At 62.4% G+C, this 13,750-nt stretch carries 12 protein-coding genes; 7 read left to right on the top strand and 5 right to left on the bottom strand.

Annotation, left to right across the window (positions count from 1 at the left end):
* Positions 1–131 precede the first annotated feature (131 nt).
* The 7 genes from SINAR_RS0118540 to SINAR_RS0118510 all read left to right on the top strand — a co-directional run bounded on the left by SINAR_RS0118540 (position 132) and on the right by SINAR_RS0118510 (position 7,925).
* Positions 132–1,718 carry an ABC transporter ATP-binding protein gene (locus SINAR_RS0118540; RefSeq protein ID WP_028000462.1) on the top strand — a complete coding sequence of 529 codons (1,587 nt, stop codon included), beginning with the start codon at positions 132–134 and terminating at the stop codon, positions 1,716–1,718.
* The gene (locus SINAR_RS0118535) at positions 1,708–2,802 is read left to right on the top strand and encodes an ABC transporter permease (protein WP_028000461.1); all 1,095 of its coding nucleotides are present in this window, start codon (positions 1,708–1,710) and stop codon (positions 2,800–2,802) included. The genes SINAR_RS0118540 and SINAR_RS0118535 overlap by 11 nt, the downstream gene beginning before the upstream one ends.
* A complete protein-coding gene (locus SINAR_RS0118530) occupies positions 2,802–3,722 on the top strand; it encodes an ABC transporter permease (RefSeq protein ID WP_028000460.1) in 921 nt (306 codons plus the stop codon). The genes SINAR_RS0118535 and SINAR_RS0118530 overlap by 1 nt, the downstream gene beginning before the upstream one ends.
* Before the next feature lie 45 nt (positions 3,723–3,767).
* Complete coding sequence (locus SINAR_RS0118525; RefSeq protein WP_028000459.1) at positions 3,768–4,838, top strand: BMP family ABC transporter substrate-binding protein; 1,071 nt, start codon at positions 3,768–3,770, stop codon at positions 4,836–4,838.
* 179 nt (positions 4,839–5,017) lie between these two features.
* Complete coding sequence (locus SINAR_RS0118520; RefSeq protein WP_028000458.1) at positions 5,018–5,767, top strand: FadR/GntR family transcriptional regulator; 750 nt, start codon at positions 5,018–5,020, stop codon at positions 5,765–5,767.
* A 157-nt stretch (positions 5,768–5,924) separates the two neighbouring features.
* The gene (locus tag SINAR_RS0118515) at positions 5,925–7,217 is read left to right on the top strand and encodes a hemolysin family protein (RefSeq protein WP_028000457.1); all 1,293 of its coding nucleotides are present in this window, start codon (positions 5,925–5,927) and stop codon (positions 7,215–7,217) included.
* Between the two features lie 135 nt (positions 7,218–7,352).
* On the top strand, positions 7,353–7,925 hold the full coding sequence (locus SINAR_RS0118510; RefSeq protein ID WP_028000456.1) for a hypothetical protein: 573 nt from the start codon (positions 7,353–7,355) through the stop codon (positions 7,923–7,925).
* 75 nt (positions 7,926–8,000) lie between these two features.
* Here the strand turns inward: SINAR_RS0118510 and SINAR_RS0118505 are convergent, their stop codons facing one another.
* From SINAR_RS0118505 to SINAR_RS0118485, 5 genes are read right to left on the bottom strand one after another with little or no spacing between them, the layout of a single operon-like run.
* On the bottom strand, positions 8,001–9,221 hold the full coding sequence (locus tag SINAR_RS0118505) for a molybdopterin molybdotransferase MoeA (RefSeq protein WP_028000455.1): 1,221 nt from the start codon (positions 9,219–9,221) through the stop codon (positions 8,001–8,003).
* On the bottom strand, positions 9,221–9,715 hold the full coding sequence (gene moaC, locus SINAR_RS0118500; RefSeq protein WP_028000454.1) for a cyclic pyranopterin monophosphate synthase MoaC: 495 nt from the start codon (positions 9,713–9,715) through the stop codon (positions 9,221–9,223). Before moaC ends, SINAR_RS0118505 begins: the two co-directional genes overlap by 1 nt.
* Complete coding sequence (gene trpC, locus SINAR_RS0118495) at positions 9,715–10,530, bottom strand: indole-3-glycerol phosphate synthase TrpC (RefSeq protein ID WP_028000453.1); 816 nt, start codon at positions 10,528–10,530, stop codon at positions 9,715–9,717. The genes moaC and trpC overlap by 1 nt, the downstream gene beginning before the upstream one ends.
* A 9-nt stretch (positions 10,531–10,539) precedes the next feature.
* Positions 10,540–11,553 (bottom strand): anthranilate phosphoribosyltransferase, encoded by a 1,014-nt coding sequence (trpD, locus tag SINAR_RS0118490; RefSeq protein WP_028000452.1) that lies wholly within the window; start codon positions 11,551–11,553, stop codon positions 10,540–10,542.
* Between the two features lie 18 nt (positions 11,554–11,571).
* A complete protein-coding gene (locus tag SINAR_RS0118485; protein ID WP_028000451.1) occupies positions 11,572–13,464 on the bottom strand; it encodes a peptidylprolyl isomerase in 1,893 nt (630 codons plus the stop codon).
* Positions 13,465–13,750: the final 286 nt, after the last annotated feature.

The following is a 13,750-nucleotide window of genomic DNA, read 5'->3' as shown; positions in this document are numbered from 1 at the left end:
TACGTCTTCTCTGACGCACGAAGGTCGCTGTAACTCTTCAAGCTGGTGCATGACATTGTCCCTCGGTCGGATACGACTGAAGGAAACATGCGGCAAGGCGGCCGGGGATCAAAGAGGGGAAAGAGGGCAGCGTGCCTGTAAAGGGACAAACCGCGAGCGGCCCGTTGCTGGCCGTTAGCAACCTTACGAAATTGTTCGGCTCGTTCGCGGCCTGCGATGCGATCAACCTGCAGATAGAACCCGGAGAGATCCACGCGCTGCTCGGCGAGAACGGCGCGGGAAAATCGACGCTGGTGAAGATGTTGTTCGGCGTACTGGCGCCGACGGCGGGCGAGATCATGTGGCAGGAGGCGAATGTTCGCATCGCCAGCCCGAGTGACGCCCGCCGGCTCGGCATCGGCATGGTCTTCCAGCATTTTTCCCTGTTCGAGGCGCTGACCGTCGCCGAGAACATCGCCCTTTCCATGGACAGGACCGTTTCGCTCGCCCGCGTCGCCGAAGAGGCGTCACGGCTGTCGCGCATCTACGGACTGCCTCTCGATCCGAAGGCGCATGTGGCCGATCTCTCCGTGGGTGAACGGCAGCGGATCGAAATCGTCCGGGCCCTCCTGCAGAATCCGCAGCTCATCATTCTCGACGAGCCGACTTCGGTATTGACGCCCCAGGAAGCGGACCGCCTTTTCGAGACGCTGCAGAAACTGAGATCGGAGGGGCGTTCCGTCCTTTACATCAGCCACCGTCTTGAAGAGGTGCAGCGCATCTGCGACCGCGCGACCGTTCTGAGACACGGCAAGGTGACCGGCGCCTGCGATCCGCGCGCGGAAACGCCCGCCTCTCTCGCACGAATGATGGTCGGCAGCGACGTCGCGGTCGTGACGCCGGAGGGAACGAGCACCAGAGGCGAAGTGCAATTGGAGGCGCGGCATCTTTCGGTCGCGGGGCGCACGCCCTTTGCCGTCTCGTTGAAGGACATCTGTCTGAAGGTCAGGGCGGGCGAGGTTCTCGCGGTCGCCGGAGTAGCCGGCAACGGGCAGGGCGAACTCTTCGACGCGCTTTCGGGCGAATATCCTGTGGCCGACGACAACGCTATCCAGATCCGCCAGCGGCCCGTCGGGACCAGGAACATCAATGCGCGGCGCCTGATGGGCGCCGGTTTCGTGCCGGAGGAGCGCCATGGGCATGCCGCGGTATCGGGGCTGTCGCTTTCGGACAACCTGGTGCTCGCGCGCAGTCAGTCCGACCGGCGGGCCTTCCTCGGTGGCGGCGCCTTGAAGATCATCCGTCACGGCGCGGTCAAGGCGGCAACGAAGCGGATCGCCGAGGCGATGGACGTGCGCAAGAGCGGCGAGGACCCGCCGGCCGGTTCGCTTTCGGGCGGCAACCTGCAGAAATTCATCGTCGGACGGGAACTCGACCGGCAGCCGGCCGTGCTCGTCGTCAACCAGCCGACCTGGGGTGTGGACGCCGGAGCGGCGAGCCGTATACGCCAAGCCCTCGTCGATCTCGCAAAGGCGGGATCGGCCGTGCTGGTGATCAGCCAGGATCTCGATGAAATATTCGAAGTGGCGACGGAGATCGCAGTGATCAGCGACGGGCGTCTCTCCGATCCCTATCCGGCCCGCGAACTTTCGCGTGAAAAGATCGGCCTTCTGATGGGTGGAATGCACGGCCAATCGGAAAGCAGTGCGGCAGATACGGGAGCAGCGCATGCGCATTGAACTCGAAAAGCGCGCGAAGGCCTCGACGCTGTTTTCCGTCCTTTCGCCGTTCATCGCCCTTGCGCTGACCATCGCCTTCGGCGGCGTGATGTTCGCCCTGCTCGGCAAGAATCCCGTGACTGCGCTTTACAGCTTTTTTGTAGAGCCTCTAATCGAGGTCTGGTCGCTCCACGAGCTTGCGATCAAGGCGGCGCCGCTGATCCTGATCGGCGTCGGACTCTCCGTCTGCTTCCGTTCCAACAACTGGAACATCGGCGCAGAGGGGCAGTTCGTCATGGGTGCAATCGCCGGCTCGGCCCTGCCGGTACTCTTCTACGAATGGCAGTCGCCGCTGATGCTGCCGCTGATGATGCTTCTCGGCATGCTTGGCGGCGCGCTTTTCGCGGCGATACCGGCCTTCCTGAAGGCGCATATGAATACGAATGAGATATTGACGAGCCTGATGCTGGTTTATGTGGCCCAGCTCTTTCTCGACTGGCTCGTTCGTGGTCCCTGGCGCAATCCGCAAGGCATGAACTTTCCGGAAACGCGAACGTTCGGCGCCGATGCGATCCTTCCCGAACTGCTCGCCTCAGGGCGCACGCACTGGGGTTTCGCCTTTGCGATCATCGCAGCAGTGCTGGTGTGGTTCATGATGCGCTATACGTTGAAAGGTTTTGAAATCACCGTTCTCGGGCAATCCGAGCGGGCAGGGCGCTTTGCCGGCTTTTCCTCGCGCAGGATGATCTGGTTCTCGATGCTGTTTTCCGGGGCGCTGGCGGGACTGGCCGGCATCTCGGAAGTCAGCGGCGCCATCCAACAACTGCGTCCGGTGATCTCACCCGGTTACGGCTTTACCGCCATCATCGTCGCTTTCCTCGGCCGGCTCAATCCGCTCGGGATCGTCGCCGCCGGTCTCGTCCTGGCGCTGACCTATCTTGGCGGCGAGGCCGCGCAGCTTTCGATCGGAGTGTCCGACAAGGTGACGCGCGTCTTTCAGGGGTTGCTGCTGTTTTTCGTGCTATCTTGCGACGCGCTCATTCACTATCGAATCCGATTGGTGTGGGATCGTTTCGCCGGAGTGACGACGGAAGGGGCGCACTGATGGGCATTGTCGAAGCCATCCTTTTCAGCGTCATCACGGCGGCGACGCCGCTCGTCCTCGCTGCGGTCGGCGAACTCGTCGCCGAGCGGTCCGGTGTGCTCAATCTCGGCGTTGAAGGCATGATGATCATGGGAGCGGTCTGCGCTTTCGCTGCCACCCAGCTCAGCGGTTCGCCTTATGTCGGAATTGTTGCCGGCATAGCCGCCGGCGCTGTGTTTTCGCTGCTGTTCGGCTTCCTGACTCTAACGCTTGTTGCCAACCAGGTAGCGACCGGCCTGGCGCTGACTCTCCTCGGTCTGGGCGTTTCCGGGATGCTCGGCGAGAGTTTTCTTGGAGTGCAGGGCATCAAGCTGCAGCCGATCGCGATTCCGCTCCTGTCTCAGATACCGGTCGTCGGTCCGCTTTTGTTTCGGCAAGATGCCATATTCTATGCGTCGATCGCGATCGTGGTGGGCGTCCACCTGTTCCTGTTCAGGAGTCGTGCGGGTTTGACGCTGCGGGCCGTGGGCGACAGCCATTCCTCGGCCCATGCTCTCGGTGTGAACGTCATTCGGATCCGCTACCTGGCCGTTCTTTTCGGCGGCGCCTGCGCCGGTCTTGCCGGCGCACAGTTGTCGCTCGTTTACACGCCCCAATGGGTGGAGAACATGTCTGCCGGCCGCGGCTGGATCGCGCTGGCCCTGGTGGTTTTCGCCTCCTGGCGGCCGTGGCGCGTGGTTGCCGGGGGATATCTCTTCGGAGCGGTCTCCATCAGCCAGCTTCACGCCCAGGCTTTCGGAATCGGCATCCCCTCGCAGTTCCTGACTGCGCTTCCCTATATCGCGACGATTGTCGTACTCATTCTCATATCGCATAACCGGCGCATGACCCTGATCAATACGCCGGCATCGCTCGGCAAACCGTTCGTGCCGGACCGGTGAAGTACAACAGCCAGACGGAAATTTCTCAAACCGACAGAGGTCAAAATGAAAAAACTACTCGTCGCCCTAGCAGCCACCGTGGCCGTGCTCGGTATCGCGCCGACTGCAGGCGCTCAGGAAAAGGCAAAGATCTGCTTCATCTATGTCGGCTCGAAGACGGATGGCGGCTGGACCCAGGCCCATGACATCGGCCGCCAGGAGCTCGAAAAGGAGCTCGGCGACAAGATCGAAACGCAGTTCCTGGAAAACGTGCCGGAAGGTCCGGACGCCGAACGGGCGATCGAGCGCCTGGCCCGTTCCGGATGTGGTCTGATCTTCACCACGTCCTTCGGCTTCATGGATGCGACGATCAAAGTCGCCCAGAAGTTCCCGGACGTGAAGTTCGAGCACGCGACCGGCTACAAGACAGCACCCAACGTCGCCACCTATAACAGCCGTTTCTACGAGGGCCGCTACATCCAGGGTCAGATCGCAGCGAAGATGTCCGAGAAGGGTGTCGCCGGCTATATCGCCTCCTTCCCGATTCCCGAGGTGGTGATGGGCATCAACGCCTTCGTCATCGGTGCCCGCGCGGTCAACCCGGATTTCAAGATCAAGGTCGTATGGGCGAACACCTGGTTCGATCCGGGTAAGGAAGCGGACGCCGCCAAGGCGCTCGTAGACCAGGGCGTCGACATCCTCACCCAGCATACCGACACGACCGCGCCGATGCAGGTCGCGGCAGAGCGCGGCATCAAGGCCTTCGGTCAGGCGTCCGACATGATTGCCGCCGGCCCGCAGACGCAATTGACCGCGATCGTCGATACCTGGGGCGCCTATTATGTGAAGCGCACCAGGGCTTTCCTCGATGGAACCTGGTCCACGTCTTCGAGCTGGGACGGTCTGAAGGACGGCATCCTGACCATGGCGCCTTACACCAACATGCCCGATGACGTGAAAGCCATGGCAGAAGCAACGGAGGCGAAAATCAAATCCGGCGAACTGAAGCCGTTTACCGGTCCGCTCAACAAGCAGGACGGCAGCCCGTGGCTGAAAGAGGGCGAAACGGCCGACGACGCGACGCTGCTCGGAATGAACTTCTACGTCGAAGGCGTTGACGACAAGCTGCCGCAATAATCGAAGGGCCGAAACACGGAAATTGAAACCCCGCGTCTCGTGCGCGGGGTTTCCCATGGACCGATGCGGCTTACCTGTCTCTCTCCAGGCTTTCAGGAATCGTCTATTCGATCTAGTGTTGATCGTTACCGGCAGGAATTGCGCTGGTGGCAATGATGAGTTTCCCTGGGGAGGATTGGTTGAAGAGCGTGCTTGAGACGGTGATAGCCGGCGCGCCGAAGCGCACGAGCCATGCACAGGTCGTGGATCAGCTCGGCAGGGCGATCGTTTCGGGAGAATTCCCCGTCGGCAGTATTCTCCCCGGAGATCCAGAATTGGCGCTCCGATTCCGGGTATCGCGGACCGTACTGCGCGAAGCGATGAAGACGCTTGCCGCAAAGGGCATGATCGTACCGCGTGCCCGAATCGGTACGCGCATCACGCCACGCAAGGAATGGAACCTCTTCGACAGCGACATTCTCACCTGGCATTTCGCCTGCGGCGTCGACGAAGACTTTCTCTACCATCTGAGCGAGGTGAGGCTGGCCTTCGAAACGCATGCTGCGGCATTGGCGGCAAGAAACGCATCTGACTCGGAAATCGCGGGGATGATGCGGCTCGCCGTCGCCATGGGGGAGGCGAGTCACACGCCCGAGAGTCTCGCCATAGCGGACCTCAAGTTCCACCTCTCCGTCATCGAAGCGTCTGGTAATCCCTTCCTGCGGACGGTCGGCGGCTTGATCGAGGCAGCCCTTGTGGGCGTCTTCAAGCTGAGTTCGCCGACAGCGGAAAAAGGCGGTATCGATGAGGTTGCGCGCAACCATATCCGCATCGTCGAGGCGATCGGCAAACGGGACGAGGCGGCTGCCCGTCTGGCGATGGAGCACGTGATCAAGGTGGGGCGTGCGCGCATCCGCCAGGCGCTCGGCGGCAGCACGGCGAAAGCCTGACCGAGCCCGGTCAAGCACGTCGGTAAGACATCGGCCAGCTGGCGTCCAGGCCGGCCGTGAATTCCTGCCGGCAGCCTTGCCCGGACTTGTGGCCTAGCCTATCTGGAGAGGAGCAGTCTTCACGGCGGCCCTTTTCCACAACGGTGAAGCGGGGACCATGTTCGAGCTTTTTGTCATTTTCGTTCTGCTTTTGATCAACGCCTTCTTCGCGTTGTCGGAAATGGCAATCGTCTCGGCAAGCAAGCCGCTGCTGCGCCAGATGGTGAAGCAGGGAAACCGGCGCGCGGAGGCCGCGCTCAAACTCGCCGAAGATCCTGGCAATTTTCTATCGACGGTACAAGTCGGCATCACCCTCGTCGGTATTCTGGCGGGTGCCTATGGCGGCGCGACGATCGCTGCCAAGATAGCGCCGTTCCTGAACGACATCGGCTGGATCAGCCCTTACGGCGACACGGTCGCGGTCGCGCTTGTCGTCACCCTGATCACATTTCTGTCGGTGGTCCTCGGCGAACTCATCCCGAAGCAGTTGGCGCTTAGAAGTCCGGAAGGGCTGGCCATGTTCGTTGCCGGTCCGATGGCGCTGCTTTCCCGTATAGCAGCGCCCATCGTCTACCTTTTCGAAACGGCAGCCTCTCTTGCGATGCGGCTCATGGGCATGCGGCCGGAGGACGTCGACCATGTCACAGAAGAGGAGGTGCAGGCGATCATCGCGGAAGGGGTCGAAAGCGGCGCCATCGAGAAGAGCGAGCACGAGATGCTACGGCGAATCATCCGGCTCGGCGATCGCAACGTCAAATCGATCATGACGCACCGCACCGAGGTCGGGTTCATCGACATTCATGACAGCCTGGAGACGATCGGGCAGAAGATCCGGCAATTCGGCCACTCGCGCTATCCGGTGATCGACGGCCCATCGGGCGATGTCGTTGGCGCGATCCTTGCAAAGGAGATACTGAATGTCGCACCGGGCGCGCCGTTCAACATCCGCGATTATGTCCGCGAAATTCTTACCCTGCCGGAAACGGCCTCCTGTCTGAAGGCTCTCGAATCCTTCAAGTCGTCCAGTATCAATATGGCGATGATCGTCGACGAGTACGGGAGTACGGAGGGGATCATCACCACCGCCGACATCCTGGAGGCAATCGTCGGCGTCATCCCTTCGAATTACGATAATTCAGAACACGCTCTCATTCGCCTGCGCGAAGACGGCAGCTACCTTGTGGACGGACGCACCCCGATCGATGAGATCCACCTCCAAATCGGCATCGAAGGGATCGATGCGGATGGCGACTTCGAAACCATAGCGGGCTTCCTGGTGCAGCAGCTGCGCAAGACGCCGGAGGAAGGCGATGCGGCCGAGGCCAGCGGCTACCGCTTCGAGGTGATCGACATGGACGGCCGCCGCATCGACAAGATCCTCGTCAGCCGGCTCGGTGAAACAGTCTCGTGACGCGACGGCGAACACCGTCGCTGATGATGAATATCAGCGGGTTCGATTATCACGAAACGACGCACTTCCGGACGGAACACCGGCGCACAGTTTTCCCGGAAGGGCGCTGACTTGAAATGCGCGCAGGCGAGGCAGATGGCAGTGAAGGCGGAGAACCGTAGCGGTCGTGGGAGACGCTGGAGACAAGTGGTGTGGAGCGCGGCCGCAGCGCTTATGCTGCTGCCCTTGCTTGCCATGCAGGTCACTGCGGAAGTGGTCTGGGATGGGGCCGATTTCGCTATCTTTGGAGCCATGCTGATCGTCGCAGGCGGCGTCTGCGAGTTGGCAACAAGGATTTCAGCCAGTGGCGCATACCGCGCCGCCGTCGGCATCGCAGTTGCGGCAGCAGTAGCGCTGATCTGGACAAATCTCGCCGTCGGCCTCATCGGGGCCGAGGATGACCCCGCCAACCTTCTCTATGGCGGAGTGTTGGGCGTCGGCATCATCGGCGCCTTCATCGCACGATTCCGGCCGAACGGAATGGCACATGCATTTCTCGCGACGGCGCTCGTCCAGGCGGTGGTCGCCGCGGTCGCGGTAGCCGCAGGAATGGGTTACCCGTCGAGCCCGCCGCTGGAGATACTTGGCGTGAATGCCCTGTTCGCAGTGCTCTGGCTCGCATCGGCCCTGCTGTTCCGGAGGGCGGCGCGGGAGCAGACTTTCGCCTGAACGGCGCCGTAGCTCAGCTCAATCCGCTTCTCACCGATCGCCTACCGTCTCATTCGCCACCGCCGCTGCGTCAGGTCAGGCAGGATCCCTGAGCTTGAAAACGCTGCATACCTCTCCGATCGCGACCTCGGAAGCACCTGGTGGCCGAACGATCAGCCCGTCGGACTGGGCGAACACGCTGACCATCGACGAATCCTGGCGCGGGAACGGATGCGCCACGAGCGAACCGTCGGTCTCGAGCGTGAGGCGGGCACGTATATAATCCTGGCGTCGGTCATTGGCCGGCAGCGGTGCGGCAAGCCGTGCATCGACCAGTCGGGAACGGGGCGGCAGATGCGCAAGTCTGCGCGTCAGAGGCTCGAGGAAGAGCAGCGCGCAAACGAGGCTCGAGACGGGGTTTCCGGGAAGGCCGAGCACGGGGACGCCGTCGAGATCGCCGACCATCAAGGGCTTTCCCGGACGCATGGCGATACGCCAGAAGTCAAGCGTCATGCCGCAGCCGAGAAGCGTCGATTGAACGAGATCGTGATCGCCGACCGAGGCTCCTCCAAGGGTGACGAGCACGTCGACATTCGCTGCCTGCGCCTTTGTAACGGCGCTGGCGATCGCCGCCCGATCATCGCCGACGATGCCGATGTCAACAACTTCGGCGCCATTGTCGCGGGCCACCGCGGCGATTCCGAAACTGTTCGAGGCGATGATCTGGTCGGGGCCAAGGGAACTCCCTGGCGGCAACAATTCGTCACCGGTGGCGACGATCGCGATTTTCGGCCGCGCAAACACCGGGAGGTCCCGATGGTTCATTCCGGCCGCGAGCGTCAAGCGTCCTGCGTCGAGCACGCAACCGGCAGAGAGTGCGACGTCACCAGCCAGGAAATCCTGCCCCGCCAGGCGGATGTGGCGTCCCTTGGCCGGGGCGAACAGAGTGCGGATGCGACCGTCCGGCAGCTTCTCGGTGTCCTCCTGTATTATGACGGTATCCGCGCCCGCGGGAACCGGCGCACCCGTAAAGATGCGTACCGCCTCGCCGCCTTTGACGTCGCCGCGAAAACGGCGCCCTGCGGCGGACTGGCCGATAACGGAGAGCTCCGCTCCGACTTCGGCGATATCCTCGTGGCGGACGGCGTAGCCATCCATCGCGGAATTGTCGAATGGGGGGTGGGTCAGCTTGGCCGCTACGTTCTCGGCGAGCACCCGTCCGAAGCATTCATGCAACTCAAGGCGTTCCGTGCGCTTCAGCGGCAAGGCTGCGGTCAGGATCCTCAGCAGCGCTTCCTCAACCGAAAGAAGCGACATCAGCGCATGTCTCCCGCGCGGTGATAATCGCCGGAGCGTCCGCCAGACTTGCTGACCAGCCGCACGCCGCCGATCTCCATTTCCCGGTCCGCCGCCTTGGCCATGTCGTATATCGTCAGGCAGGCGACACTGACGGCAGTCAACGCCTCCATCTCGACGCCCGTCCGGCCGGTCAGCTTGGCCATCGATTCGACGCGCAAACCGGGAAGCGCATCATCCGGCGTGATATCGACGGACACTTTCGTCAGCATCAGCGGATGGCAGAGCGGAATGAGGTTCGATGTCTGCTTCGCGGCCATGATACCCGCGAGGCGGGCGGTCGCGATGACGTCGCCCTTCTTTGCGTTGCCTTCGCGGATCAATGCCAGGGTCTCCGGCTTCATTCTGACGAAACCTTCCGCGACAGCGACGCGGACAGTCTCTGCCTTGTCGCCGACATCGACCATGCTGGCTTCGCCCGCGCTGTCGATATGGGTGAGGGTCGACCCGTTCATCATTCTGCCGCCAGGATGCTTGCCGAGCCGGTCAGCAGCGCACGCGTCGCCGCCTCCACGTCATCCTTCCTCATCAGGCTTTCGCCGACCAGGAAGGTCGTAATCCCGCACTTCTCGAGGCGCAGGCAGTCTTCGTGCGTGAAAACGCCGCTTTCGCCGACCAGGAGGCGATCGGAGGAAACCATTGCCGCAAGCCCTTCGGAGACGGCGAGGTCGACCTCAAACGTCCGGAGATTGCGGTTGTTGATGCCGACGAGCGGAGATGACAAGCGAAGCGCCCGTTCCATTTCTTCCGCATCATGCACTTCGACGAGGACGTCCATGCCGAGTGCAAAGGCAGCATCCTCCAACCGGCGCGCGTCATCGTCGGTGAGCGAAGCCATGATCAGCAGAATGCAATCGGCGCCCCAGGCGCGCGCTTCGAAAACCTGATAGGTGTCGAACATGAAGTCCTTGCGCAGCGCCGGCAGCGCGCAGGCCTCGCGTGCCCGGGTCAGGAACTCCGGCGCACCCTGGAAGCTCGGCGCGTCGGTAAGCACGGAAAGGCAGGCAGCGCCGCCTGCGGCGTAGGCCTTCGCCAATTCCGGAGGGTCGAAATCCTGCCGGATCAAACCCTTCGACGGGCTCGCCTTCTTGATTTCGGCGATCAATCCGAACCCGCCCTTGTTCCGTCGCTCCGCCAGTGCCGCGTGGAAACCGCGCGGCGCCGATTGATCGGCGAGCCGCGCCTTCAGCTCTTCGAGTGGAACGCGCGCCTTCGCGGCAGCGATCTCCTCTCGCTTATAGACCTCGATCCGGCGCAGGATATCCGTCATGTCTTCTCCTCAAGCCGCGTTCGAGACGGTGATCAACCGCTGCAGGGCGACTTTGGCGGCGCCGCTCGAAAGCGCTTGCCGGGCCAGCGCCATGCCTTCGCCCAGGTCTTTGGCGCGTCCGGCTATCATCAACGAAGCGGCGGCATTCGCAAGGGAAATGTCCCGGTAGGCATTCTCCGCACCATCGAGAACGGCCTGCAGCGCGGCGGCGTTATGAGCTCCGTCTCCGCCCTTCAGGGACTCGAGCGACACCCGCTCGAGGCCAAAATCGGCCGGAGTCAGTTCGAAGTTGGTAATCGTGCCGCCCTTGAGCGCCGCCACTTTGGTCACGCCGGTCGTGGTGATCTCATCCAGTCCTTCGCCATGCACGACCCAGACACTTTCCGAACCGAGGTCGCGGAGCACCTCCGCGAGCGGATCGACCCATTGCGGCGCGTAAACGCCGACAAGCTGCTGCCTGACGCCGGCGGGGTTGGCGAGGGGACCGAGCAGATTGAAGATCGTTCTCGTTCCAAGTTCCACACGCGTCGGGCCGACGTGACGCATGGCCGAATGGTGCTGCTGCGCGAACATGAAGCCGAGACCCGCCTCGGCAATGCAGCGTGAGATCGCCGCGGGCCCGATATCGAGATTGACCCCGAGGCAGGAAAGCGCATCGGCCGTTCCGGATTTCGAGCTGAGCGCACGGTTGCCATGCTTGGCGACCGGCACGCCGGCGCCCGCCACGATCAGCGCGGCCAGCGTCGAAATGTTGTAGGTACCGGCGCCGTCGCCGCCGGTGCCGACGATGTCGATCGCACCTTCAGGCGCTTCTACGGGCAACATCCGTGCACGCATCGCGCCGACGGCACCCACGATCTCGTCGACCGTTTCGCCGCGCACCCGGAGCGCCATCAGAAAACCGCCGATCTGCGATGGCGTGGCCGCTCCCGACATGATGATCTCGAAGGCCGCGCGCGCATCTTCGCGGCTAAGTGCCTCGCGCGCTGCGACTTTGGCGACGAACGGCTTCAAATCACTCATGAGTTCGCTTCTCCGTCGTCACCGTTGCGCCAATGCCGTTTCCGCAAGCGTCTGGTTTATCGAGACGCCATAGGCAGTTTGGAGTGTTGAGACCATCTGATCCAGGATGTCGTCACCGCTCGCGCGCGCAACCGCTTCGATCTGGCTGCTGTCATTGTCGAGGGCGTCGGCGGGAGCTTTCTCTTCGACCGCCGTAACCTGCATGAGGACCTGGCCGTCGCCGCCGACCCCCGGTGCATTGGCGACATGGCCGTTCGGACCGCCGAAGGCGGCGGTCACCGCTGCAGGGCTCAGGGTCGCATCGCTGGTCGCACGGGTCAGCCCGGCCTTGGTCTCGACGACAAGGCCAAGTTCGCCCGCGATATCGGCGAGCGTGGCGCCTTTTTCGATACGCTCCTTGAGTTCCTTGGCCTTGGCGGCCAAGGCTGCGCGTTGTTGCTCCGCAGTCCAGTCGGCGGCTACTTCGTCGCGAACCTCGTCAAGCGTCCGGTCGCGAGCCGGAATGATTTCCTCGACGTCGAACCATGCGGAGCCGTCGCGCCCGATATTGACCGAAAGCGTATCCGTCCCGACATCGGCCTTGAAGACTTCCTGGAGAAAGGCGCGCGGTTCCGGAAGATCCTTCACCTCGTCGCCGTTTTGATCCTTACCGGAAGCGTCGACCGCGTCGACTGTGACGAGCTTGAGTTTCAGCTGCTCGGCGATTTCCTTGACGGTCACGCCGCCGGCGCGCTCGTCTTCGATTTTGTCATGAAGGCCGACGAGCTGCTCCCGAGCGGCGTCGAGGGCGATTTCCTTGCGCAGTTCTTCCTCGACTTCCTCGAAGCTGCGAACAGCTTCGGGTCGGATGTTGGTCACGCGCAGGATGACCGGACCGAATGCGCCTTCGACGACGGGCGTGGTGCCGCCATCCTGAGCAACCGCAAAGGCTGCATCGGCAATCTTTGCGTCTGGCATGCGCTCCTTTGTGAAATCGCCGAGGAGAACATCTGCCGACGTCCTGCCCTCTGCCTTGACCAGATCGTCGAAGGACGTGCCGGCGGCAAGCTTTGCGGCTGCGGCTTCGGCCGCCTCGCGCGAGGGGAAGGTGAGTTGCTCGACCGTTCTCGTTGCGGGCGTACGGTAGCTCTCCTTACGCTTTTCATAATCTGCGCGAAGCTCTTCGTCCGTCACGGCGTCGGGTGCGGCCAGGTCCTCCGGTTCGAGCTTGATATAGCTAACTTTGCGGTATTCGGGAGCGCGATAGTTCGCCTTGCGGCTTTCGAACCATGGAGCGAGCACGTCGTCGCCCGGCGTTTTGACCGCATCGATATTTGCGTTGGAAAGCAGAAGATAGTCGATCGAGCGCGTCTCGTGCCGGTACGTGCCGATCGCCTCGACGAGGACATTGGGGGCCGTGTAACCGTCCGTGAGCGCATCCACGATCTGCGACCGAACCGCCACCTGGCTGCGGTTGTTGATATAGTCCTGCTCGGTCAGCCCGGCATTACGCAGGACGCTCGAAAATGTCAGCCGGTCGAACTGGCCATTGACGCCGTGGAACGCCGGGTCTTCGCCGATCAGCCGCGCAAGCCTGTCTTCTGAAAGACCCAGATTCATGTCGGTAGCAAGCTGGTCGAGTGCGGCGCCCGCCACGAGTTGGGCATAGACCTGGTTCTCGACCCCGAAGGCCTGTGCCTGCTGGCGCGTCAATGGCGTTCCGAGCTGTCTTGACAGCAGGGCGACCTGCCGTTCGTAAGCCAGCCGAAAGTCGCTCGCCGACACCTTGACGTCACCAACTGTGACCACCGCGTTTGGCGTGCTGGGCACCATCAACGTCTGGCCGCCCCACACCATGAATGAGAGGATGAGAAGGGCCAGCAGGCCTTTGACGACCCGGGTCCGGGCGGCGTTTCTCAGGGAGTCGAGCATGGGGGCAGAAAACCTCGTTGCGATGCGCTGGCGTGACGCCGAATGAATTCGTTCCTTAGAACAAACAGGAGAGGAATTGAAGGCCGGTTCGTCGCAAATTGCGGCCGGCGGGTCCCGCATGTCCTTGTCGACCTCAGGGCGCGCCAGGTTATTCGAGCGCAAGGGCTGCAGAAGGCGCGAACGGCGAAGGCAATGTCGGATTTTGTTAGCCGGCAACTTAAAAGAGCTGCAAATTTGGCGTTGGAAGCGCGTCCCTCTGTGGCAAACTGGTGGGAATCGCTTCTTC

The sequence above is a fragment of the Sinorhizobium arboris LMG 14919 genome (assembly GCF_000427465.1).
Classification (GTDB): domain Bacteria; phylum Pseudomonadota; class Alphaproteobacteria; order Rhizobiales; family Rhizobiaceae; genus Sinorhizobium; species Sinorhizobium arboris.
This window is presented reverse-complemented; position numbering and strand designations above follow the sequence as displayed.

Bases quoted from the DNA above. Each gene is read 5' to 3' on its own strand.
- SINAR_RS0118485 (WP_028000451.1), bottom strand. From the start codon at position 13,464: ATGCTCGACTCCCTGAGAAACGCCGCCCGGACCCGGGTCGTCAAAGGC.
- trpC (WP_028000453.1), bottom strand. From the start codon at position 10,530: ATGACGGATATCCTGCGCCGGATCGAGGTCTATAAGCGAGAGGAGATC.
- SINAR_RS0118525 (WP_028000459.1), top strand. From the start codon at position 3,768: ATGAAAAAACTACTCGTCGCCCTAGCAGCCACCGTGGCCGTGCTCGGT.
- trpD (WP_028000452.1), bottom strand. From the start codon at position 11,553: ATGAGTGATTTGAAGCCGTTCGTCGCCAAAGTCGCAGCGCGCGAGGCA.
- SINAR_RS0118535 (WP_028000461.1), top strand. From the start codon at position 1,708: ATGCGCATTGAACTCGAAAAGCGCGCGAAGGCCTCGACGCTGTTTTCC.
- SINAR_RS0118530 (WP_028000460.1), top strand. From the start codon at position 2,802: ATGGGCATTGTCGAAGCCATCCTTTTCAGCGTCATCACGGCGGCGACG.
- moaC (WP_028000454.1), bottom strand. From the start codon at position 9,715: ATGAACGGGTCGACCCTCACCCATATCGACAGCGCGGGCGAAGCCAGC.
- SINAR_RS0118505 (WP_028000455.1), bottom strand. From the start codon at position 9,221: ATGTCGCTTCTTTCGGTTGAGGAAGCGCTGCTGAGGATCCTGACCGCA.
- SINAR_RS0118510 (WP_028000456.1), top strand. From the start codon at position 7,353: ATGGCAGTGAAGGCGGAGAACCGTAGCGGTCGTGGGAGACGCTGGAGA.
- SINAR_RS0118515 (WP_028000457.1), top strand. From the start codon at position 5,925: ATGTTCGAGCTTTTTGTCATTTTCGTTCTGCTTTTGATCAACGCCTTC.